At 71.8% G+C, this 19,516-nt stretch carries 20 protein-coding genes; all 20 read left to right on the top strand.

From position 1 onward, the window contains the following. Positions 1 to 16: 16 nt before the first annotated feature. The 20 genes from OV207_RS31445 (at position 17) to OV207_RS31350 (ending at position 19,444) form a co-directional block, all read left to right on the top strand. Positions 17 to 277, top strand: a complete 261-nt coding sequence (locus tag OV207_RS31445) for an acyl carrier protein (protein ID WP_193430475.1) — start codon at positions 17 to 19, stop codon at positions 275 to 277. Continuing rightward, a complete protein-coding gene (locus tag OV207_RS31440; RefSeq protein WP_267558698.1) occupies positions 274 to 825 on the top strand; it encodes a hypothetical protein in 552 nt (183 codons plus the stop codon). The genes OV207_RS31445 and OV207_RS31440 overlap by 4 nt, the downstream gene beginning before the upstream one ends. After that, positions 818 to 2,539: an AMP-binding protein gene (locus tag OV207_RS31435; protein ID WP_267558697.1), complete on the top strand. Its 1,722-nt coding sequence runs from the start codon at positions 818 to 820 to the stop codon at positions 2,537 to 2,539. Before OV207_RS31440 ends, OV207_RS31435 begins: the two co-directional genes overlap by 8 nt. After that, complete coding sequence (locus tag OV207_RS31430) at positions 2,536 to 3,273, top strand: glycosyltransferase family 2 protein (RefSeq protein WP_267558696.1); 738 nt, start codon at positions 2,536 to 2,538, stop codon at positions 3,271 to 3,273. The genes OV207_RS31435 and OV207_RS31430 overlap by 4 nt, the downstream gene beginning before the upstream one ends. Continuing rightward, entirely contained in the window at positions 3,270 to 4,217 is a 948-nt protein-coding gene (locus OV207_RS31425; protein ID WP_267558695.1) for an acyltransferase, read from the top strand. The genes OV207_RS31430 and OV207_RS31425 overlap by 4 nt, the downstream gene beginning before the upstream one ends. Beyond that, positions 4,189 to 5,748, top strand: coding sequence for an HAL/PAL/TAL family ammonia-lyase (locus OV207_RS31420; protein ID WP_267558694.1), 1,560 nt, complete (start codon positions 4,189 to 4,191; stop codon positions 5,746 to 5,748). Before OV207_RS31425 ends, OV207_RS31420 begins: the two co-directional genes overlap by 29 nt. Continuing rightward, positions 5,738 to 6,157 (top strand): acyl-CoA thioesterase, encoded by a 420-nt coding sequence (locus OV207_RS31415; protein WP_267558693.1) that lies wholly within the window; start codon positions 5,738 to 5,740, stop codon positions 6,155 to 6,157. Before OV207_RS31420 ends, OV207_RS31415 begins: the two co-directional genes overlap by 11 nt. Next, the gene (locus tag OV207_RS31410) at positions 6,154 to 6,762 is read left to right on the top strand and encodes a LolA family protein (RefSeq protein ID WP_267558692.1); all 609 of its coding nucleotides are present in this window, start codon (positions 6,154 to 6,156) and stop codon (positions 6,760 to 6,762) included. The genes OV207_RS31415 and OV207_RS31410 overlap by 4 nt, the downstream gene beginning before the upstream one ends. Beyond that, positions 6,752 to 9,049 carry an MMPL family transporter gene (locus tag OV207_RS31405; RefSeq protein ID WP_267558691.1) on the top strand — a complete coding sequence of 766 codons (2,298 nt, stop codon included), beginning with the start codon at positions 6,752 to 6,754 and terminating at the stop codon, positions 9,047 to 9,049. Before OV207_RS31410 ends, OV207_RS31405 begins: the two co-directional genes overlap by 11 nt. Continuing rightward, the gene (locus tag OV207_RS31400; RefSeq protein WP_267558690.1) at positions 9,046 to 10,272 is read left to right on the top strand and encodes an NAD(P)/FAD-dependent oxidoreductase; all 1,227 of its coding nucleotides are present in this window, start codon (positions 9,046 to 9,048) and stop codon (positions 10,270 to 10,272) included. The genes OV207_RS31405 and OV207_RS31400 overlap by 4 nt, the downstream gene beginning before the upstream one ends. Beyond that, positions 10,263 to 10,832, top strand: a complete 570-nt coding sequence (locus tag OV207_RS31395) for a DUF3261 domain-containing protein (RefSeq protein WP_267558689.1) — start codon at positions 10,263 to 10,265, stop codon at positions 10,830 to 10,832. The genes OV207_RS31400 and OV207_RS31395 overlap by 10 nt, the downstream gene beginning before the upstream one ends. 7 nt (positions 10,833 to 10,839) lie before the next feature. Next, on the top strand, positions 10,840 to 12,021 hold the full coding sequence (locus OV207_RS31390) for a beta-ketoacyl-ACP synthase (protein WP_267558688.1): 1,182 nt from the start codon (positions 10,840 to 10,842) through the stop codon (positions 12,019 to 12,021). Then, positions 12,021 to 12,485 carry a hotdog family protein gene (locus tag OV207_RS31385; protein WP_267558687.1) on the top strand — a complete coding sequence of 155 codons (465 nt, stop codon included), beginning with the start codon at positions 12,021 to 12,023 and terminating at the stop codon, positions 12,483 to 12,485. The genes OV207_RS31390 and OV207_RS31385 overlap by 1 nt, the downstream gene beginning before the upstream one ends. After that, a complete protein-coding gene (gene fabG, locus OV207_RS31380) occupies positions 12,478 to 13,209 on the top strand; it encodes a 3-oxoacyl-ACP reductase FabG (protein WP_267558686.1) in 732 nt (243 codons plus the stop codon). The genes OV207_RS31385 and fabG overlap by 8 nt, the downstream gene beginning before the upstream one ends. Then, the gene (locus OV207_RS31375; RefSeq protein WP_267558685.1) at positions 13,206 to 14,444 is read left to right on the top strand and encodes a beta-ketoacyl-ACP synthase; all 1,239 of its coding nucleotides are present in this window, start codon (positions 13,206 to 13,208) and stop codon (positions 14,442 to 14,444) included. Before fabG ends, OV207_RS31375 begins: the two co-directional genes overlap by 4 nt. A gap of 17 nt (positions 14,445 to 14,461) precedes the next feature. Beyond that, positions 14,462 to 14,893 (top strand): excinuclease ATPase subunit, encoded by a 432-nt coding sequence (locus OV207_RS31370; protein WP_193430461.1) that lies wholly within the window; start codon positions 14,462 to 14,464, stop codon positions 14,891 to 14,893. A 145-nt stretch (positions 14,894 to 15,038) separates the two neighbouring features. Continuing rightward, on the top strand, positions 15,039 to 15,248 hold the full coding sequence (locus OV207_RS31365) for a hypothetical protein (RefSeq protein WP_267558684.1): 210 nt from the start codon (positions 15,039 to 15,041) through the stop codon (positions 15,246 to 15,248). Next, the gene (locus OV207_RS31360; RefSeq protein WP_267558683.1) at positions 15,245 to 15,739 is read left to right on the top strand and encodes a DUF2243 domain-containing protein; all 495 of its coding nucleotides are present in this window, start codon (positions 15,245 to 15,247) and stop codon (positions 15,737 to 15,739) included. The genes OV207_RS31365 and OV207_RS31360 overlap by 4 nt, the downstream gene beginning before the upstream one ends. A 147-nt stretch (positions 15,740 to 15,886) precedes the next feature. Continuing rightward, a complete protein-coding gene (locus OV207_RS31355) occupies positions 15,887 to 18,046 on the top strand; it encodes a M13 family metallopeptidase (RefSeq protein ID WP_267558682.1) in 2,160 nt (719 codons plus the stop codon). A gap of 165 nt (positions 18,047 to 18,211) precedes the next feature. Further along, the gene (locus OV207_RS31350) at positions 18,212 to 19,444 is read left to right on the top strand and encodes a S8 family serine peptidase (RefSeq protein WP_193430457.1); all 1,233 of its coding nucleotides are present in this window, start codon (positions 18,212 to 18,214) and stop codon (positions 19,442 to 19,444) included. The last annotated feature ends 72 nt before the right edge of the window (positions 19,445 to 19,516 follow it).

Genomic DNA, 19,516 nt, shown 5'->3' with positions numbered 1-19,516 from the left:
CGGAGCCACCCACCCCATGACCAAGCCCGAGTTGTTCGAGCGCCTCAGCGCCATCCTCCAGGAAACCTTCGACATCGAACCGTCGCGCATCATCCCGGAGGCGCGGCTGCATGATGACCTGGACATCGACAGCATCGACGCCATCGACCTGCTGGTGCGCCTGAAGCCCGTGGCGGGCCAGCGCGTTCCGCCGGAGGTGTTCCGTTCGGTGCGCACGCTGCAGGACGTGGTGGACGCGCTGCACGGCCTGCTCGGCAGCGACTCCGCCGCGGCGTGAAGCGCCTGCGTCCGGTGCTGTTGGGGCTCTTGAGCCTCGCGTATCCGCCACTCGTCTATCTGGGCCTGGGCCACTTCGAGCCCCGCTGGATGGCGCTCCCCCTGGCGGGCATGGCGGTGGTGCGCGCGGTGGCCACCCGCGAGAAGATGTGGCTCGCCGCCGCCGTCGGGGCGCTGGTGCTCGCGGCCTCCAGCATGCTGGGCAACCACGCGCTGCCCCTGAAGCTCTACCCGGTGCTGGTGAACGGCGTGCTGCTCACCGTCTTCGCCACCAGCCTCGCCTATCCCCCCAGCGTCATTGAGCGGCTGGCGCGGCTGCGGGAGAAGGACCTGCCCCCGTCCGGCGTCGTCTACACGCGCAAGGTAACGCAGATGTGGTGCGGCTTCTTCGTGCTCAACGGCGGCCTCGCGCTCACCACCGCGCTCTGGGCGAGCGACGCCACCTGGGCGCTCTACAACGGCCTCATCGCCTACGGCCTCATGGGGCTGCTCTTCGCCGGCGAATGGGTGGTGCGGCAGCGGGTGCGCGCACGGCACGCCCATGGGTGAGCCGCTCGCGCTCGAACACCTGCTCGTCCACGGCCGTCCCGCCGGGTACCCCGTGGCCCACCGCGAGGGACAGGTGCTGGACTTCGCCGCGCTCCGGGCCCGGGTCGCGGGCTGGCGCGCGGCCTTCGCGGCGCACGGGGGGACGCGGCACGCGCTCTTCCTGGAGGACACCTTCGAGTTCGCCGCCGCGCTCCTGGGCGCCTGGCATGCGGGCGTGTGCATCTATCTCCCCGCCGACGCGCGGCCCGCCACGCTGGACGCGCTGCGCGCCCAGGTGGAGGGCTTCGCGGGACGGGCCCCCGCGGGCGTGACGGCGATTGCGCCGCTCCCGGACGCGGACGGGGCGTTCTACTCGCTGGCGCCGGAGCTGGCCGCGCTGGTCGTCTACACGTCCGGCTCCAGCGGCGAGCCCACGGCCATCCCCAAGCGCCTGTCGCAGCTCTCCCGCGAAGTCGTGACGTTGGGGGCCCTGTTCGACGCGGAGGCCGGGGACGTGCCCGTCCTGGCCACCGTGTCGCACCAGCACATCTACGGCCTGTTGTTCCGGGTGCTGTGGCCGCTGGCGTCAGGCCGGCCCTTCGACGCGCACGCGCTGCCCTACCCGGAGGACGTCGTGGCCGCGCTGCGCCCGGGCCCCGCGCTGCTGGTGGCCAGCCCCGCGCACCTGAAGCGGCTGCCCCCGTCGCTCGACTGGGCGTCGGCGCGCGGCCACCTGCGCGGGCTGTTCTCGTCGGGAGGGCCGCTCGGCCCCGAAGCGCTCCAGGCTTGCCGGGACCTGCTGGGACGGGCGCCGGTGGAGGTCTACGGCAGCTCGGAGACGGGCGGCGTCGCGTGGCGGAGGCGGGACACCGATGACGCCGCGGCGTGGCGGGTGATGCCCGGCGTGCAGGTGCGCACCGGCGCCGACCCTGGCCCTGGCGCCGACGACGTCCTGGCCGTCCGCTCGCCGCACCTGGACCTGCCCGAGGGCGCGTGGTTCACGACAGAGGACCGGGCGCGGCCCGTGCCCGGCGGCTTCGAGCTGCTGGGCCGGCGCGACCGGCTGCTCAAGCTGGAGGAGAAGCGCGTGTCCCTGAGCGCCATGGAGCGGGCGCTGGTGGACAGCGGGCTCGTGCACGAGGCGCGCGTGCTGCCCCTGGCGGACGGGCACCGGGTGACGCTCGCGGTGGTGGCGGTGCCGGACGCGGCGGGCTGGCGGCTCCAGGAGGCGGGGGGCAGACGCTCCCTGAACCAGGCGCTGCGCGAGAAACTGGCCCCGCATTTCGAGTCCAGTGCCTTGCCGCGCCGGTTCCGGTATCTGGAGGCCATGCCGGTCAACCCCCAGGGCAAATCCACCGAAGCGGCGCTCGCCGCCCTCTTCGACCCGAGGCGCCCCTCGTTCCGCGTGCTGGAGCGCGCCCCGGACCGCGTGCTCCTGTCGCTGGAGGCCCAGGAGGGCTCGCCCTACTTCGAGGGGCACTTCCCCGGCACGCCCATCCTGCCCGGCGTCGTCCAGGTGGACTGGGCGCTCCTGCTGGGCCGCGAGCACTTCGCCCTGCCGCCGGACTTCCTGCGGCTGGAGACGCTGAAGTTCCAGCAGGTGATTCCGCCCGGCACGCACCTGACGCTGGAGCTCACCTGGGCGGCGGAGTCCGGACGGCTGGGCTTCAAGCTGACGTCGGACGCGGGCGCGCACGCCAGCGGTCGCATCGTGCTGGGTGGAGGGGTGGGATGAAGGTCTGCGCGGTGATTCCCGTCTACAACCACGGCGAGGCCGTGGGCGCGGTGGTGCACGCGGTGCGCGCCCACGGGCTGCCCTGCGTGCTGGTGGACGACGGCAGCGAGCCCGGCTGCGCGGCGGTGCTGGACGGGCTGGCGCGCGACGACAGCGGCGGCGTGGAGGTGGTCCGCCTGCCCCGGAACGAAGGCAAGGGCGGCGCGATGATGGCGGGCCTGCGCGCGGCCCGGGCGCGCGGCTACAGCCACGCGTTGCAGATCGACGCGGACGGCCAGCACGACGCCCGCGACATCCCCCGCTTCCTCGCGCTGGCGCAGCAGCACCCCGACACGATGGTGTGCGGCACGCCCGTCTACGACGAGTCCGTGCCCAAGGGCCGGCTGTACGGCCGCTACGCCACGCACGTCTGGGTGTGGATCAACACGCTGTCGTTCGCCATCCGCGATTCGATGTGCGGCTTCCGCGTCTACCCGCTGGCGCCCACCGTGGCGCTCATCGACTCGGTGCGCATCGGCAAGCGGATGGACTTCGACGTGGAGGTGCTGGTGCGCCTGTTCTGGCGCGGCATGCGCATCCTCAACCAGCCCACGCACGTGCGCTACCCCACCGACGGCATCTCCCACTTCGACGTGCTCTGGGACAACGTGCGCATCTCCGGCATGCACGCCCGGCTCTTCTTCGGGATGCTGGCGCGCCTGCCCCTGCTGCTGTGGCGCAAGGTGGCGCGATGAAGCCCCGCCATTGGGCGGAGATGGGGGAGACGACCTTCGTCGCCGGCATCTGGCTGCTGTACTGGATCCACCGGCTGCTGGGCCGCTGGCCGTTCCGGCTCTGCCTGTACCCGGTGGTGCTGGCGCACTGGCTGGGCCGGCCCCTGCTGCGCCAGTCCTCGCGCCAGTACCTGGAGCGGGTGGAGGCCGCGACGGGCGCGCTGGGCCACAAGCCCCACTGGCGCGACAGCGTCCGCCACACGCTGAGCTTCGCGGAGACGATGCTGGACAAGCTGCTGGCGGTCAGCGGGCGCTACCGCTTCGAGAACGTGCGCACCGAGGGCCGCGAGGAGTTCTACCAGGCGGCGAAGGCGGGCCGGGGCGGCGTCATCGTCACCGCGCACATGGGCTGCCTGGAGCTGTGCCGCACCATGGCGGAGCGCAGGGGCGAGGTGAAGCTCAACATCCTGGTCCACACGCTGCACGCGGAGCAGTTCAACCGCCTGCTCAAGCGGCTCAACCCGGAGAGCGACTTCCGCCTGATGGAGGTCACCGACATGGGCCCGGCCACCGCCGTCGCGTTGAACGAGCGCGTGGAGGCCGGCGAGTTCGTCGTCATCGCGGGCGATCGCATTCCCGTGAATGCCAGCCAGACCGTGCGCGTCGACTTCCTGGGCCACCCCGCGCCCTTCCCCGTGGGGCCCTACGTTCTGGCGGCGCTGCTCAAGTGTCCGCTCTACCTGCTGGGCTGCATCCATGAAGGCGACGGCTACACCATCCACTTCGAGTGCCTCTCCGAGCGCGTCGTCCTGCCCCGGGGCCAGCGCGAGGCCGCGCTCACCGACTGCGCACGCCACTACGCCGCCCGGGTCACCGCGCTCCTCCAGCGCGCGCCCTACGACTGGTTCAACTTCTTTCCCTTCTGGGATCAGGTGAATGTCTCCGCGAAGCCCCCTACCCACTGACCTGCCGGTGCGCTTCGACGGCGGGCGGCTGACCCTGGAGGACGTGGGCGCGCTGGCGCGCCGTGAACGCCCGGCCGCGCTGGGGACCGCCCCCGCCTTCCGCCAGCGCATCGCGAAGGGCGCCGCGTTCCTGGACCGGCTGCTGGCGGAGGACGGCGTCATCTACGGCGTCACCACCGGCTACGGCGACTCCGTGACGGTGTCCATCCCGCCCGCGCTCGTCGCGGAGCTGCCGCACCACCTCTACACGTACCACGGCATCGGCGCGGGCCGGTTCCTCACGCCCGAGGAGACGCGCGCGGTGCTGGCCACGCGGCTCGCCTCGCTGTGCCAGGGCTTCTCCGGCGTGGGCGAGGGGCTGCTCTCCCAGTTGGAGCTGCTGCTCCAGCACGACGTGCTGCCCCTGATTCCGGCCGAGGGCTCCGTGGGCGCGAGCGGTGATTTGACGCCCCTGTCCTACGTGGCGGCGGTGCTCTGCGGCGAGCGCGACGTCTGGTACCAGGGCGAGCGGAAGCCCGCGGCGCAGGTGCTGGCGTCGCTGGGCGTCCCTGCCCTGAAGCTGCGGCCGAAGGAGGGGCTGGCCATCATGAACGGCACCGCCGTGATGACCGCCCTGGCGTGTCTGGCGTGGGAGCGGGCGGAGTACCTGTCCCGGCTGGCCACGCGGCTGACCGCGTTCAACGTGCTGGCGAGCGCCGGCAATACGCACCACTTCGATGAGACGCTCTTCTCCGCCAAGCCGCACGCGGGCCAGCAGCGCGTGGCGGCCCGGCTGCGCGCGGACCTGGTCACGGACCGGCCGTCCCGCAACGAGCAGCGGCTTCAAGACCGGTATTCGCTGCGGTGCGCGCCGCACGTCATCGGCGTGCTGGAGGACGCGCTGCCCTTCTTCCGCACGCTCATCGAGAACGAGCTGAACAGCGCCAACGACAACCCGCTCATCGACCCCGACGGCGAGCGCGTGCTGCACGGCGGCCACTTCTACGGCGGCCACATCGCCTTCGCCATGGACGGCCTGAAGACGGCGGTGGCCAACGTGGCGGACCTGCTGGACCGGCAGCTCGCGCTGCTGGTGGACCCCCGCTTCAACCACGGGTTGCCCGCCAACCTCTCCGCCTGCACGGGCCCCAGGGCGGCCATCAACCACGGCCTCAAGGCGGTGCAGATCAGCGTCTCAGCGTGGACGGCGGAGGCGCTCAAGCAGACGATGCCCGCGTCCGTCTTCTCCCGCTCCACGGAGTGCCACAACCAGGACAAGGTCAGCATGGGCACCATCGCCGCGCGCGACTGCCTGCGCGTGCTGGAGCTGACGGAGCAGGTGGTGGCGGCCATGCTCATCGCGGCGCGCCAGGGCGTCACCCTGCGGCAGCGCGTGGACGCGGAGGTGAAGCCGGGCCCCGCGCTCGCGGCCATGCACGCGGACCTGGAGGCGCGCATCCCCCTGCTGGTGGAGGACCGGGCCCTGGATGGCGAGCTGCAGGGCCTGCTGACGGCGCTCCGCCGCCGCGAGTGGAGGTTGCATGAAGCCTGACCTGAGCTGCGAAATCGAAATCGAGCCGCCGTTCCACGACCTCGACATGATGGAGATCGTCTGGCACGGCCACTACGTGAAGTACCTGGAGCTGGCGCGCTGCGCCCTCCTGCGCCGCCACGACTACGACTATCCGCGGATGCGCGAGTCCGGCTACGGCTGGCCCGTGGTGGACATGCGGCTCAAGTACGTGTCCCCCATCTCCTACAAGCAGAAGATCATCGTGCGCGCCGAAATCACCGAGTGGGAGAACCGGCTGCGCTTCGACTACGCGCTGCGCGACGCGGCCACGGGGCGCAAGGTGAACCAGGCCCACACCATCCAGGTGGCGGTGGCCCTGGCGACGGGGGAGATGCAGTTCGTCTGTCCGGAGGTCCTCTGGACCAAGCTGGGAGTGAGACCGGAATGAAGCGCCTTCTCGCCCTTGGCTGCGCGCTGCTGTCGCTGAGCGCCCACGCCTCCGACCTCGTGAAGGACGTGCGCGCCCGGCTGGTGGACGCGCCGCTCGTGCGGGGCCGGTTCGAGCAGAAGAAGACCGTGACGGGCTTCAAGAAGCCGCTGGTGTCAAAGGGCGACTTCCTGCTCGCCCGCGACCAGGGCGTGCTGTGGAACACGCGCACGCCCTTCGCCTCCACGCTGACGCTCACGCGCAAGTCGCTGAGCGCCGAGCAGGGCCAGGGCGGCGCGGCCTACCACCTGGACTCCACGAAGGAGCCGGCGCTGGCGGCGGTGAACGAGCTGCTCTTCGCGCTGCTCGCCGGTGACGTGACGACGCTGCAGAAGCGCTTCAAGGTGGAGGGCGCGCTGGTGGGCCCCGCCGGCTGGCGGCTGGAGCTGACGCCCACGGACGCCGGGCTCGCGCGCGTCTTCAAGCACATCCAACTGGAAGGCGACGGGTACGTGCGGCAGGTGCGGATGGAGGAGACGCGCGGCGACGTGAGCGTCATCCTCTTCGACCAGCTCACCCGGACGCCGCCGCCGGATGCCACGGAAACCGAGCGCCTTGGCAAATAGGCTGGCCATCCTCTGGGCCCTGGTGGTGCTCGCCGTGGGCGTGCACCAGGTGCACTTCTGGCGCGCGGCCCGCCTGGACACCGACGTGCTCGCGCTCCTGCCGGAGGACGAGCAGGCGCCGGAGGTGGACGCCGCCACGCGCAAGCTGGCCGACGAGGCCGGCCGGCAGGTGGTGCTGCTGGTGGGCGCGAAGGACTGGGCCTCCGCGCAGCAGGTCGCGGACGAGGCCACGCGGGCCCTGGCGCAGGCCTCCGACGTGCTGGAGCCCGCCGTGGTGGACACCTCCGCGCTGGACCAGGCGGTGGACTTCTACCGGCCCTATCGGGACCGGCTGCTCACGCCCGCGCAGCGCCAGTGGCTCACGCGCGCGACGCCGGAGGAGCTGGGCGGCACGGCCCTGATGAAGCTGTACCAGCCCGCGGGCGCGCGGATGACGGACTGGAACGCGGATCCGCTGGGCCTGTGGCCGGACTGGTGGCAGGCCCGCGCGGGGGAGACCTCCGCGCGGCCCCGCGACGGGCGGCTGTGGCTGTCGGGCGAGGGCCGCGAGTGGGTGCTCCTCACCTGGAAGAGCAAGGTCTCCGCCTTCGCGCTGGGAGACGGCGCCCGCGTCACCGCCGCCGTGGAGCAGGCCCGCGCGCGGGTGGAGGCCGCCGTGCCCGGCGCCCGGCTGGTGGCCTCGGGCGTGCCGCTGTACGCGGAGGCCGCCGCGGCGCAGGCGAGCTGGGAGATGTCCACCATCGGCCTCGGCTCGCTGGCGGCGGTGCTCGTCCTGGTATGGCTCACCTTCCGCTCGCTGCGTCCCATCCTGCTCGTGGGCGTGTCGCTCGCGCTGGGGTGCGCGGTGGCGCTGAGCGTCACCGCGCTCGTGTTCGACCGGGTGCACCTGCTCACGCTGGTGTTCGGCGCGAGCCTGGTGGGCGTGGCGGAGGACTACGGCTTCCACTACTTCGCCGCGCGCCAGGGCAGGGCCCCGTCCGAGCGCGGGCCGGTGATGCGCTCGCTCCTGCCGGGCATGGCGCTGGCGCTCGTCACCAGCGTGGTGGCGTACCTGGCGCTGGGCGTCGCGCCCTTCCCCGGCCTGCGCCAGATGGCGGTGTTCTCCGCCGCCGGCCTCACCGCCGCGTTCCTCACCGTGATGTGCTGGTTCCCGTCCCTGGACCGGGGCACGCTGCACGTCACCGCCTTCTCCGCGCGCTTCTCCGCCTCCATCACCCGCTGGCCGCGCATCACCTCCACGCGGGGCTGGTGGCTGACGGGCGCCGCCGTCGCCGCGCTGGTGGCCGTGGGCCTCTGGAAGCTGGAGCCCCAGGACGACCTGCGCCAGTTGCAGGGCGCCCCCGCGAACCTCATCGCCGACCAGCGCGAGCTGGGGCGGCTGTTGGGCCTGCCCAGCCCCGCGCAGTTCTTCCTGGTGGAGGGGGACAGCGACGAACAGGTGCTCGCGCGCGAGTCAGCGCTCAAGCAGCGGCTGGACGCACTGGTCGCGGCCCGGGTGTTCGCGGGCTACCGCGCCGTGTCCGACTGGCTCCCCTCCCAGGCCCAGCAGCGCGAGGACGCGGCCCTGAGCGCTCGCGCCGAAGCGCGGGCCGTGGCCGCCGTCAGCGAGTCCACGGGCGAGGCCCCCACGCGCGCCGCCTTCGCCGAGGAGCCGCTCACGCCCTCGCGCTTCCTGGCCGGCCCCGCCGCCGCCACCATCCGCCAGCAATGGCTGGGGACGCTGGGCGCGCGTCAATACAGCGTCCTCATGCTGCGCGGCCTCAACGACCCCCAGCAGCTCCCGCGACTGGAGGAGGCCACGCGCGGCCTGGAGGGCATCCGCTGGGTGGACAAGACGGCGGAGATCTCCGGGCTGCTCGGCCGCTACCGGCGCATCATGGGCGGGCTCATCGTCGCGGGTTATGTCGCGGTGCTGCTCATGCTGGGGGCCCGCTTCGGGCGGCAGGCGTGGCGCGCGTGGCTGCCGTCCGTGCTGGGCACGCTCATCACGCTCGCGCTCTTCGGCTGGGTGGGCGCGCCCCTGCAGCTGTTCACCGTGCTGGGACTGGTGCTGCTGCTGGGCATGGGCGTGGACTACGGCATCTTCCTGCTGGAGCACCCCGGTGACGGCGCCGCGTGGCTCGCGGTGGCGCTGGCCGGCGTGAGCACGCTCCTGTCCTTCGGCCTGCTGGCCCTGTCGGCCACGCCCGCGTTGCGCTCCTTCGGCCTCGCCATGCTGCTGGGCGAGGTCACCATCTGGATCCTCACCCCCTGCTTCCGACTTCCACCCAAGAAGGCCACACCTTGAAAACTGAACTGGCGGACATCCTCATCATTGGCGCGGGCCCCGCGGGCTCCGTCGCCGCGGGCCTCCTGCGCAAGCAGGGCCGGGACGTCCTCGTGCTGGAGCGCGAGCAGTTCCCCCGCTTCTCCATCGGCGAGAGCCTGCTGCCGCAGAGCATGGAGTACATCGAGGAGGCCGGCATGCTCCAGGACGTGGTGGAGGCGGGCTTCCAGTACAAGAACGGCGCGGCCTTCGTGCGCGGCGACCAGTACACGGACTTCGACTTCCGCGACAAGTTCTCCCCCGGCTGGGGCACCACCTTCCAGGTGCAGCGCGCCCACTTCGACCACGTGCTCGCCAGGAGCGCCGAGCGCCAGGGCGCCACCGTGCGCTACCGCCACGAAGTCCTGTCCGTGGACACGAGCGGTGCCAGGCCGGAGGTGACGGTGCGCTCGCCCGAAGGAGAGACGTACCTGGTGCGCGCGCGCTTCCTCCTGGACGCGAGCGGCTTTGGCCGCGTGCTGCCGCGCCTGCTGAACCTGGAGACGCCGTCGGACTTCCCCCGGCGCGGCGCCATCTTCACCCACGTCCTGGACCGCACGCCGCCGGGCAGCTTTGATCGCAACAAGATCCGCGTGACGGTGCACCCCGAACACGTGCACGTCTGGTACTGGACCATCCCCTTCTCCGACGGCCGCTGCTCGCTGGGCGTCGTCGCGAAGACGGAATACCTGGACCAGTACCAGGGCACGGACACCGAGCGGCTCCAGGCCATCGTGAAGGAGACGCCGTCGCTGGCGGAGCTGCTGAAGGACGCGGTGTGGGACACGCCCGCGCGCAAGCTCACCGGCTACGCGGCCAACGTGAAGTCGCTGTGGGGCCCGGGCTTCGCGCTGCTGGGCAACGCGGGCGAGTTCCTGGATCCGGTGTTCTCCTCGGGCGTCACCATCGCCTTCAAGTCCGCGAGCCTCGCGGCGGCCTGCATCCAGCGGGCGCACAACGGGGAGACGGTGGACTGGGAGCAGGACTACGCGAAGCCGCTCAAGGCGGGCGTGGACACCTTCCGCACCTTCGTGGAGTCCTGGTACGAGGGCGGCTTCCAGCGGGTCCTCTTCCATCCAACCCCGTCCCCGGACGTGCGGCGGATGATCTCCGCCATCCTGGCCGGCTACGCCTGGGACACGAACAACCCCTACGTCGCGGAGAGCAAGCGGCGTCTGGGCGTGCTCGAGGCCGTGTGCGCCTAGCCATCACCGCCCTGCTCACCGCCACGCTGGTCGCCTGCGCCACCGCGCCCCGGCCGAAGCCCGCCGCCCCCGGCGAGCCGCTGCCGGAGCTGCGGCTGTCGCCCGCCGCCCTGGGCACCAGCGTGAGCCTCACCCAGCGCCTGGAGTTCGCGCACGAAGCGGACCCCGGCGGCCCCCGCTCGCTGGAGGCCCTGCTGGAGGTGGACGCGGAGTGGATGCAGTTGGCGGGCTTCGCGATGGGGCAGCGCATCCTCACGCTGCGCTGGAACGGCACCACGCTGGACGAGGAGCGCGACCCGCGCCTGCCCGCCCGGTTCCAGTCCGCGCCGGTGCTGCGGGACGTGCAGCTCGTCTACTGGCCGGCCGACGCCGTGCGCGCCGCCCTGCCCCCCGGGTGGACCCTGGAGGAGGGTCCGGGGCGCCGCGCCCTGTCGAAGAACGGCAGGGAATGGGTGACGGTGCGCTACGATGGCGAGCCGCGCTGGGCAGGGCGCACGCAGCTCCTCAACCTCTCCGAGCACTACCGGCTCACCATCGATTCGCGCCCGGCGGACGAGTGACCCTTCCATGATGCCTCCCGTCTTCCTCCACCAGCTCGGCCTCGTCTGCGCCCTGGGCGCCGGGAAGCGCGAGGTGGCCCGCGCGCTGTTCTCCGCCACCCCGTCCGGCGTGGCGCCCCATGAGGGGTACGCGGATCGCGCGCTGCACCTGGGCGTCGTCACCGCCGCGCTCGCGCCCCAGGACGCGCTGCCCGGGGCCTGGCGCAGCCGCAACAACGCGCTGCTGCTGACCGCGCTCGCGGAGGTCCGTCCCGCCGTGGACGCCGCCGTGGCCCGCTTCGGCCCGGGGCGCGTGGCCGTCGTGCTGGGCACCAGCACCTCCGGCATCGGAGAGGGCGAGGGCGCCATCGCCGGGCAGCACGCCACGGGCCAGCTGCCCGCGACCTTCCACCTGGCTCAGCAGGAGCTGGGCGCCCCCGCGAGCGCGCTCGCGCACGTGCTGGGCCTTTCGGGGCCCGCCTATGTCATCTCCACCGCGTGCTCCTCCAGCGCCAAGGCCCTGGCGAGCGCGGCGCGCCTGCTGCGCGCGGGCACCGTGGACGCGGTGCTGACGGGCGGCGTGGATTCCCTGTGCCGCTTCACCGTGGCGGGCTTCCGCGCGCTGGAGTCGGTGAGCGAGGCGCGCTGCAACCCGATGAGCGTCCACCGCCACGGCATCAACATTGGCGAGGCGGCGGCGCTGTTCCTGATGACGCGCGAGCCGGGGCCGGTGCGCCTGTCCGGCTGGGGCGAGTCCTCCGACGCGCACCACATCTCCGCGCCGGAGCCCGGGGGCCGGGGCGCCATCGCCGCCATCCGCGAAGCGCTCCGGCGCGCGGGGCTTGAGCCCGACGGCGTGGACTACGTGAACCTGCACGGCACCGCGACGCAGCAGAACGACGCCATGGAGAGCCGCGCGGTGCACGCGCTGCTGGGCCCCGGCGTGAAGGCCAGCAGCACCAAGCCGCTCACCGGCCACACGCTGGGCGCCGCGGGCGCGCTGGAGGCGGCCTTCGCGTGGCTGACGCTGACGGACAACCCGGAGGGGCGGCTGCCCGCGCACTTCTGGGATGGGGCGGAGGATGAGTCGCTCCCCGCGCTGTCGCTGGTGAAGCCCGGAGAGTCGCTGGGGCGGCCGGTCCGGGCCGTGCTGAGCAACTCGTTCGCCTTCGGGGGCAGCAACGCGGCCCTCGTGCTGGAGCGGGCGTGATGCGCACCGCCATCGACCTGCCCATCGCGGACCTGGTGCCCCACGGCGGCCGCATGCGGCTGCTCGACCGCGTGCTGGAAGGCGACGCGGAGACGCTGCTCGCGGAGGTCACCGTGCGCGAGGACAGCCTCTTCTTCGCCGACGGCGGCGTGGGCGGCTGGGTGGGCATCGAGTTCATGGCCCAGGCCGTGGCCGCCTGGGCCGGCTGGCACGCGCGGCTGCGCGGGGAGGTGCCGAAGGTGGGCTTCCTCTTGGGCACGCGCCGCTACGACTGCCAGCGCCCCGTCTTCCGGACGGGGGAGTGCCTGCGCATCGAGGTCCACCGGCAGTTCTTCGCGGACAACGGGCTGGGCCAGTTCGACTGCACCATCACCATTGGGACGGAGACGGTGGCCACGGCGGCGCTGACGGTGTTCGAGCCGCCCGCCGGGCACGACGTGAGGAGGGGCGACACAGATGGGTGACAAGACGGTGCTGGTGACGGGCTCCAGCCGGGGCATCGGCCGCGCCATCGCGCTGCGCCTCGCACGCGACGGCTTCGACGTCGTGGTGCACTGCCGCAGCCGGCGCGAGGAAGCGGACGCGGTGGCCTCCCAAGTGCGGGACGCGGGCCGGGAGGCGCGCGTGCTCCAGTTCGACGTGTCGGACCGGGCCGGGACGCAGGCCGCGCTGCTCGCGGACGTGGAGGCGCACGGCTGCTACTACGGCGTGGTGTGCAACGCGGGCATCGCGCGCGACAACGCGTTTCCGTCCATGACGTCCGAGGAGTGGGACAGCGTCATCCACACCAACCTGGACGCCTTCTACAACGTGCTCAACCCCCTCACGATGCCGCTGGTGCGCCGCCGCAAGCCGGGCCGCATCGTCACGCTGGCGTCGGTGTCCGGCCTGATGGGCAACCGGGGCCAGGTGAACTACAGCGCCGCCAAGGCGGGCATCATCGGCGCGACGAAGGCGCTGGCGGTGGAGCTGGCCAAGCGGAACATCACCGTCAACTGCGTGGCCCCGGGCCTCATCGACACGGAGATGGTGGACCCGCAGGTGGTGGAGGAGGCGCTGAAGCTCATCCCCGCGCGCCGGATGGGCACACCCGAGGAGGTCGCCGCCGCGGTGAGCTTCCTCATGGCCGAGGACGCCGGCTACATCACGCGTCAGGTGATCTCCGTGAACGGGGGGATGGTCGGATGAAGCGCGTGGTCGTCACCGGCGTGGGGGCCCTGAGCCCCCTGGGCCACGACTGGACGACGGTGGAGGCGCGGCTGCGCGCCCGCCAGAACGCCGTCCAGGTGATGGAGGGCTGGAAGCAGTACGAAGGCCTGCACACGCGGCTGGGGGCCCCGACCGCGCCCTTCGAGCTGCCGCCGGCCACGTACTCGCGCAAGACGACGCGCACCATGGGCCGCGTGGCGCTGCTGGCGACGCGCGCCAGCGAGCTGGCGCTCCAGGACGCGGGCCTGCTGGGCGACCCGCTGGTGAAGAGTGGCCGGATGGGCATCGCCTACGGCTCCTCCGCGGGGACGCCGGAGAACATGGGCGACTTCGGGAAGATGATCACCCACAAGACGACGGAGGGCATCACCGCGACGACGTACCTGCGGATGATGTCCCATACGGCGGCCGTCAACATCGGCGTCTTCTTCGGCATCACCGGGCGCATCATCACCACGTCCAGCGCGTGCACCTCCGGCAGCCAGGGCATCGGCTACGCGTACGAGGCCATCAAGCTGGGCCGCCAGGTGGCGATGCTCGCGGGCGGCGCGGAGGAGCTGGACGCCACGGGCGCCGCCGTCTTCGACACCCTCTTCGCCACCAGCACGAAGCACAACGAGGCCCCCCACCTGTCCCCCCGCCCCTTCCACGCGGAGCGCGACGGGCTGGTGCTGGGCGAGGGCGCGTGCACGCTGGTGCTGGAGGACCTGGAGCACGCCCGCGCGCGCGGCGCGACCATCCACGCGGAGGTGCTGGGGTACGGCACCAACAGCGACGGCCGCCACGTCACCCAGCCCAACGCGGACACCATGGCGCAGGCGATGCGGCTGGCGCTGGAGGACGCGGGCGTGCCGGCCTCCGCCATCCCGTACGTCAACGCGCACGGCACCGCGACGGACACCGGGGACGCGGCGGAGAGCGCGGCCACGCTGGCGGTGTTCGGGGAGCAGGTCGCCCTGTCGTCGCTCAAGAGCTACATGGGCCACACGCTGGGGGCCTGCGGCGCGCTGGAGGCGTGGATGAGCATCCAGATGATGCGCGCCAACTGGTTCGCCCCCACGCTGCACCTGGACGCCGCCACCGTGGATCCGAAGTGCGCGCCGCTGGACTATGTCACCGGGGAGGGACGTGCTTTGCGGACGGACCTGGTGATGAGCAACAACTTCGCCTTCGGTGGCATCAACACGTCGTTGATCTTCCGCCGCTGGCCCTGAGCCCTGGAGCACCCGCGATGAAGAAGACCCTGTTGCTGCTGGCCCTCACCGCCGCGAGCCCCGCGCTGGCGCGCGACACCGTGGTGAAGGTCAAGCTGGCGGACGTCATGGCCCTCCCGGAGGCGAAGCAGAAGCTGGACGGCACGGTGAAGATCTACCTGGACGGCCAGAAGACGCCCAAGGTGGCGAAGACGCTGGGCAGCGACGTGACGAACAAGAAGACCAACGCCGTGGGCAAGTCGGACGAGTACGCCTGCAAGTGGGTCGCGCTCTCCGCGCTCATCGCCCTGCAGGACGGCGCGAAGAAGAACGGCGCCAACGCGGTGATCAACGTCACCAGCTATTACAAGAAGGTGGAGTTCAAGAGCGCCACGGAGATCGAGTGCCACGCGGGCACCATGGTCGCGGGCGTCGCGCTCAAGGGCGACTACGCCACCGTCGGCAAGTAGGCGCGCCCGTCCCGCCGCCTTCCTCCTCGTAGATCTCCCGGACAGGTCCGTTGCCCGAAAGCGGACGCCGGCTGGCGACTGGCTTTGGCGAGCCTCGCGGCACGGCTAGCGTCCTCCCGTTCAAAGAGGCCCGGGAGGGACGCGCATGCGAAGCACAGAGGCACTCACGTTCCTGGGCACGCTGCTCTCAAGCGGCGCGGCCCTCGCGTGCGAGACCTGCCGGCCCGCGGTGGAGGCCGGCATCTTCAACGAGCACTTCTGGGGCCGGCTGGCCATCACCGTGCTGCCCTTCGCGGTCATCCTCTGCGTCGTGACCCGGCTGCACTTCACGGCGCGCGCGGAGGGCGAGCCATGAGCCGGATGCACCGGGGGCCCCTGCTCTCCGCGGGCGTGCTGCTGGGCGTGGGGCTGGGGGGCTTCGTCGACGGCATCCTCCTGCACCAGCTCCTGCAATGGCACAACATGCTCTCCAGCCACCTGCCCCCGGACACCCTGGTGAACGCCAAGGTGAACATGTTCTGGGACGGGCTCTTCCACGCCTTCACCTGGCTGATGACCTTCGCCGGGCTGGTGTTGCTGTGGCGCGCCGGGCAGCGCGCGGACGTGCCCTGGTCCACGCGCACCTTCGCCGGGTGCCTGCTGGGCGGCTGGGGCCTGTTCAACGTCGTGGAGGGGCTCATCGACCACCAGCTCCTGGGCGTGCACCACGTCCGCTCCGGCCCCTCGGAGCTGGCGTGGGACCTGGGCTTCCTCGCCTTCGGCCTGGGCTTGCTGGCGGCCGGAGGCGCGCTGGTGCGCGCGGGCCGGCATGACGTCACGCCCCGGGGGGCCCCCGTCGCCCGTTGACGCCGGGGCCGGTCCGGTCGCCGGGACGCGCCTGCGCTTCAACGCGGGTCGCCATGAAGTCTGGGATGAAATCCCTGTTTGGAATGTTGGCGGCGCGCCCCGGTGCGCCAGAGTGCGCCAGCCCGTTGGGCCCATCCAGGAGCTTCCATGACGTCCCGTTCCAGACCGCCCTTTGGCGCCGCGCGCATGACGCTCGGCGTCTGTGCGTCCGCGCTCATCACCGCGTGCGCGTCCACCGCCCCCGCAGAGAAGGCCCCGGCGACGCCGCCCGCGCAGGCCGCCGCCCCGACACCGCCGCCCGCGCCGGCCGCCGCCCCCAAGCCGGTGTACGGCAGCTTCGGCATCGACACGCCGGGCATGGACACCGCCGTGGCGCCGGGGGACGACTTCTACCGCTACGTCAACGGCAAGTGGCAGGACACGACGGAGATCCCCGCGGACCGCCCCGCGTACGGCATGTTCTCGCGGCTGGCGGACGGGGCCGCGCAGCAGACGCGCGACCTGCTGGAGGCCGCCGCGAAGTCGGACGCGGCCCCGGGCAGCGAGGAGCGCAAGCTGGGTGACTTCTTCGCCAGCTTCATGGACGAGGCGGGCATCGAGGCCAAGGGCATCACCCCGCTCCAGCCGGAGCTCCAGCGCATCTCCGCCATCGCCAACCGCAAGGAGCTGTCCACGCTGCTGGGCACCACCCTGCGCGCGGACGTGGACGCGCTCAACACCGGGCAGACCACCACCGAGCGCCTCTTCGGCCTGTGGGTGGCGGAGGACCTGAACGACCCCAGCCGCTATGCCGCGTACCTCCTCCAGGGCGGCCTGCTGCTGCCGGACCGCGACTTCTACCTGAAGGACACGCCGCGCTTCAAAGAGGTGCGGGAGAAGTACCAGCGGCACATCGCCGTGCAGCTGAAGAACGCGGGCATCGCCGACGCGGACACGAAGGCCCGCGCCATCCTGGCGCTGGAGAAGAAGATCGCCCAGGCCCACTGGTCCGCCCAGGACACGCAGGACGTGGCCAAGGTGAACAACCCCTGGAAGCAGGCGGACTTCGCGAAGAAGGCGCCCGGGCTGGACTGGGCCGCGTGGTTCGCGGCCGCGGGGCTCGCCCAGCAAGGAGAGTTCATCGTCTGGCAGCCGAGCGCGCTGACGGGCATCTCCCGCCTCGTGGGCAGTGAGCCCCTCCAGACGTGGAAGGACTACCTGGCCTTCCACGCCATCGTGCGCGGCACCCCCGTCCTGCCCAAGGCGTTCGTCGACGCGGGCTTCGAGTTCAGCGGCAAGACGCTCTCCGGCGCGCAGCAGCTGCGCGAGCGCTGGAAGCGCGGCGTGGACCTGACCAACCACGCGATGGGCGAGGCCGTCGGCAAGCGCTACGTGGAGAAGCACTTCCCGCCCCAGGCCAAGGCCGAGGCGGACGTCATGGTGCGCAACATCCTGGCCGCGCTGGGCCGCCACATCGACGCGCTGGAGTGGATGTCGCCGGAGACCAAGGCCCGCGCCAAGGAGAAGCTGGGCACGGTGCAGGTGGGCATCGGGCACCCGGACACCTGGCGCGACTACGCGGCGCTGGAGGTCATCAGGGGTGATGCCTTCGGCAACGCCGAGCGCGCGGAGCGCTTCGACTACCAGCGCAACCTGGCCAAGCTGGGCAAGCCCGTGGACCGCAAGGAGTGGTTCATGACGCCGCAGGAGGTCAACGCGCTCAACTCGCCGCAGCAGAACTCCATCATCTTCCCCGCCGCCATCCTCCAGGCCCCCTTCTTTGATCCGAACGCCGACCCGGCCGTGAACTACGGCGGCATCGGGTCCGTCATCGGCCATGAAATCATCCACAGCTTCGACGACGTGGGCGCGCAGTTCGACGCGAAGGGGAAGCTCGCCAACTGGTGGACGGCCAAGGACCTGGAGCGCTTCAAGGCCGCCGGCAAGGCGCTCGCCGCCCAGTACGACACCTACCGCCCGCTGCCCGACATGACGGTGAACGGGGAGCTGACGCTGGGGGAGAACATCGCCGACGTGGCCGGCGTCTCCATCTCCCATGACGCCTACATGATGTCGCTGGGCGGCCAGCCCGCGGCCGTGAAGGACGGCTTCAGCGGCGAGCAGCGCTTCTTCCTCGGCTTCGCCCAGGTGTGGCGCAACAAGTTCCGCGAACCGCTGCTGCGCCGCCTGCTGATGACGGACGGGCACTCGCCCGGCCCGTACCGCACCGCCACCGTGCGCAACCTGGACGCGTGGTACCAGGCGTTCGACGTGAAGCCCGGCCAGGGCCTCTACCTCACGCCCGAGCAGCGCGTGAAGGTCTGGTAGTCGCCCCACCGCGCCGGACGCGCGCGAACGGGGCGCGTCCGGTGCACCGGGGGGCGGGATTCCGCCTGTTTGCACCCCGAAAACAAATGCAACGAAACTTTAAACGGGGGCTGGCGACAATGTGGGAGTCAGTGGCCGCTCCGCATCCCCCCACGGAGGAACACCATGGAAATCAACCGCAAGTCGCCCGCTTCCGTCGCCCCCACGACCCGTACGGGTGAGACCTCCCGCGCGGAAGCGCCGAAGCAGAAGCCCCTCACGGTGCGTGACGGCTTCGAGACGCGGGGTGCGCGTCCCAACAACTTCGTGGACCGCCCCACGGGCCGTCCCGCGGCCCCGGCGGGCAGCGTGCCGGCGTCGGCCTTCGCCTTCGGTTCGTCCAACGTCGCGGTGAAGCCGGACGCGAACAAGGTCGTCGACGCGAAGAAGGTGGACCCGTCGCAGCCGAAGCCCAAGCCGTCGGGTGATCCGGTCATCGCGGTCATCGACGGTGGCGTGGACTTCAAGCACACCGACCTGGACGACGCGATGTGGACGAACCCCGGTGAGGTCGCGGGCGACGGCATCGACAACGACGGCAACGGCGTCAAGGACGACATCCACGGCTTCAACGTGGGCACCGGCGGAGGCGACCCGTTCAAGGGCGACGGCACGGACCACGGCACGCACGTGGCGGGCATCATCGCGGCCGAGGACAACGGCGAGGGCAACACCGGCATCGCGGCCGGCAAGGCGAAGATCCTGAGCGTGGGCGGCCTGTACGACGGCGCGGACCTGCTCACCAACTTCGAGCGCTCGGTGGACTACCTGGTCAACCTGAAGACGGAGCAGGGCGTGAACATCCGCGCCGCCAACGCGAGCTTCGGCAACACGTACCGCTCCCCCGCGGACCAGGAGCGCTGGACCGCGGCGGTGCAGAAGCTGGCGGACGCGGACATCCTGCTGGTCGCGGCCACGGCGAACGGCAACGGCAGCAACATGAACAACGTGGCGGACATGCCCGCCAACATCGACCTGCCCAACGTCATCACCATCGCGTCGATGGACAAGAACAACGACAAGCTGGCGCGCTTCTCGTCGCACGGCGACAAGGTGGTGGACCTGGCCGCAGTGGGCGAGGACGTGCTCAGCACCGTGCCGGGCAACAAGTGGGAGGAGATGAGCGGCACCTCCATGGCGACGCCGACCGTGGCCGCCACCGCCGCGCGCATGTTCGCGGAGAACCCGGACCTGACGGCCGTGCAGGTGCGCGACCTCCTCATCAAGACGGTGGAGCAGGACGCGGACCTCAAGGGCAAGGTCATCACCGGCGGCAAGCTGGACATCGAAGCCGCCATCCAGGCCGCCAAGGACACCGTGGTCGCGAAGCCCGAGCAGCCCGCCGTCGCCACGCGCTAGTCCGCGACAGACACACCCTGGGTTCCGGGCCGGGTGCGCTTCGAGCGTGCCCGGCCCGTTGTCTTTCGACGA

This window comes from Corallococcus sp. BB11-1 (assembly GCF_026626625.1).
Taxonomy (GTDB): domain Bacteria; phylum Myxococcota; class Myxococcia; order Myxococcales; family Myxococcaceae; genus Corallococcus; species Corallococcus soli.
This window is presented reverse-complemented; position numbering and strand designations above follow the sequence as displayed.

Excerpts from the sequence above, each read along its gene's own strand:
- OV207_RS31445 (WP_193430475.1), top strand. The coding sequence starts at position 17 with ATGACCAAGCCCGAGTTGTTCGAGCGCCTCAGCGCCATCCTCCAGGAA.
- OV207_RS31435 (WP_267558697.1), top strand. The coding sequence starts at position 818 with ATGGGTGAGCCGCTCGCGCTCGAACACCTGCTCGTCCACGGCCGTCCC.
- OV207_RS31430 (WP_267558696.1), top strand. The coding sequence starts at position 2,536 with ATGAAGGTCTGCGCGGTGATTCCCGTCTACAACCACGGCGAGGCCGTG.
- OV207_RS31425 (WP_267558695.1), top strand. The coding sequence starts at position 3,270 with ATGAAGCCCCGCCATTGGGCGGAGATGGGGGAGACGACCTTCGTCGCC.
- OV207_RS31420 (WP_267558694.1), top strand. The coding sequence starts at position 4,189 with ATGTCTCCGCGAAGCCCCCTACCCACTGACCTGCCGGTGCGCTTCGAC.
- OV207_RS31415 (WP_267558693.1), top strand. The coding sequence starts at position 5,738 with ATGAAGCCTGACCTGAGCTGCGAAATCGAAATCGAGCCGCCGTTCCAC.
- OV207_RS31410 (WP_267558692.1), top strand. The coding sequence starts at position 6,154 with ATGAAGCGCCTTCTCGCCCTTGGCTGCGCGCTGCTGTCGCTGAGCGCC.
- OV207_RS31390 (WP_267558688.1), top strand. The coding sequence starts at position 10,840 with ATGATGCCTCCCGTCTTCCTCCACCAGCTCGGCCTCGTCTGCGCCCTG.
- OV207_RS31385 (WP_267558687.1), top strand. The coding sequence starts at position 12,021 with ATGCGCACCGCCATCGACCTGCCCATCGCGGACCTGGTGCCCCACGGC.
- fabG (WP_267558686.1), top strand. The coding sequence starts at position 12,478 with ATGGGTGACAAGACGGTGCTGGTGACGGGCTCCAGCCGGGGCATCGGC.
- OV207_RS31375 (WP_267558685.1), top strand. The coding sequence starts at position 13,206 with ATGAAGCGCGTGGTCGTCACCGGCGTGGGGGCCCTGAGCCCCCTGGGC.
- OV207_RS31370 (WP_193430461.1), top strand. The coding sequence starts at position 14,462 with ATGAAGAAGACCCTGTTGCTGCTGGCCCTCACCGCCGCGAGCCCCGCG.
- OV207_RS31365 (WP_267558684.1), top strand. The coding sequence starts at position 15,039 with ATGCGAAGCACAGAGGCACTCACGTTCCTGGGCACGCTGCTCTCAAGC.
- OV207_RS31360 (WP_267558683.1), top strand. The coding sequence starts at position 15,245 with ATGAGCCGGATGCACCGGGGGCCCCTGCTCTCCGCGGGCGTGCTGCTG.
- OV207_RS31355 (WP_267558682.1), top strand. The coding sequence starts at position 15,887 with ATGACGTCCCGTTCCAGACCGCCCTTTGGCGCCGCGCGCATGACGCTC.
- OV207_RS31350 (WP_193430457.1), top strand. The coding sequence starts at position 18,212 with ATGGAAATCAACCGCAAGTCGCCCGCTTCCGTCGCCCCCACGACCCGT.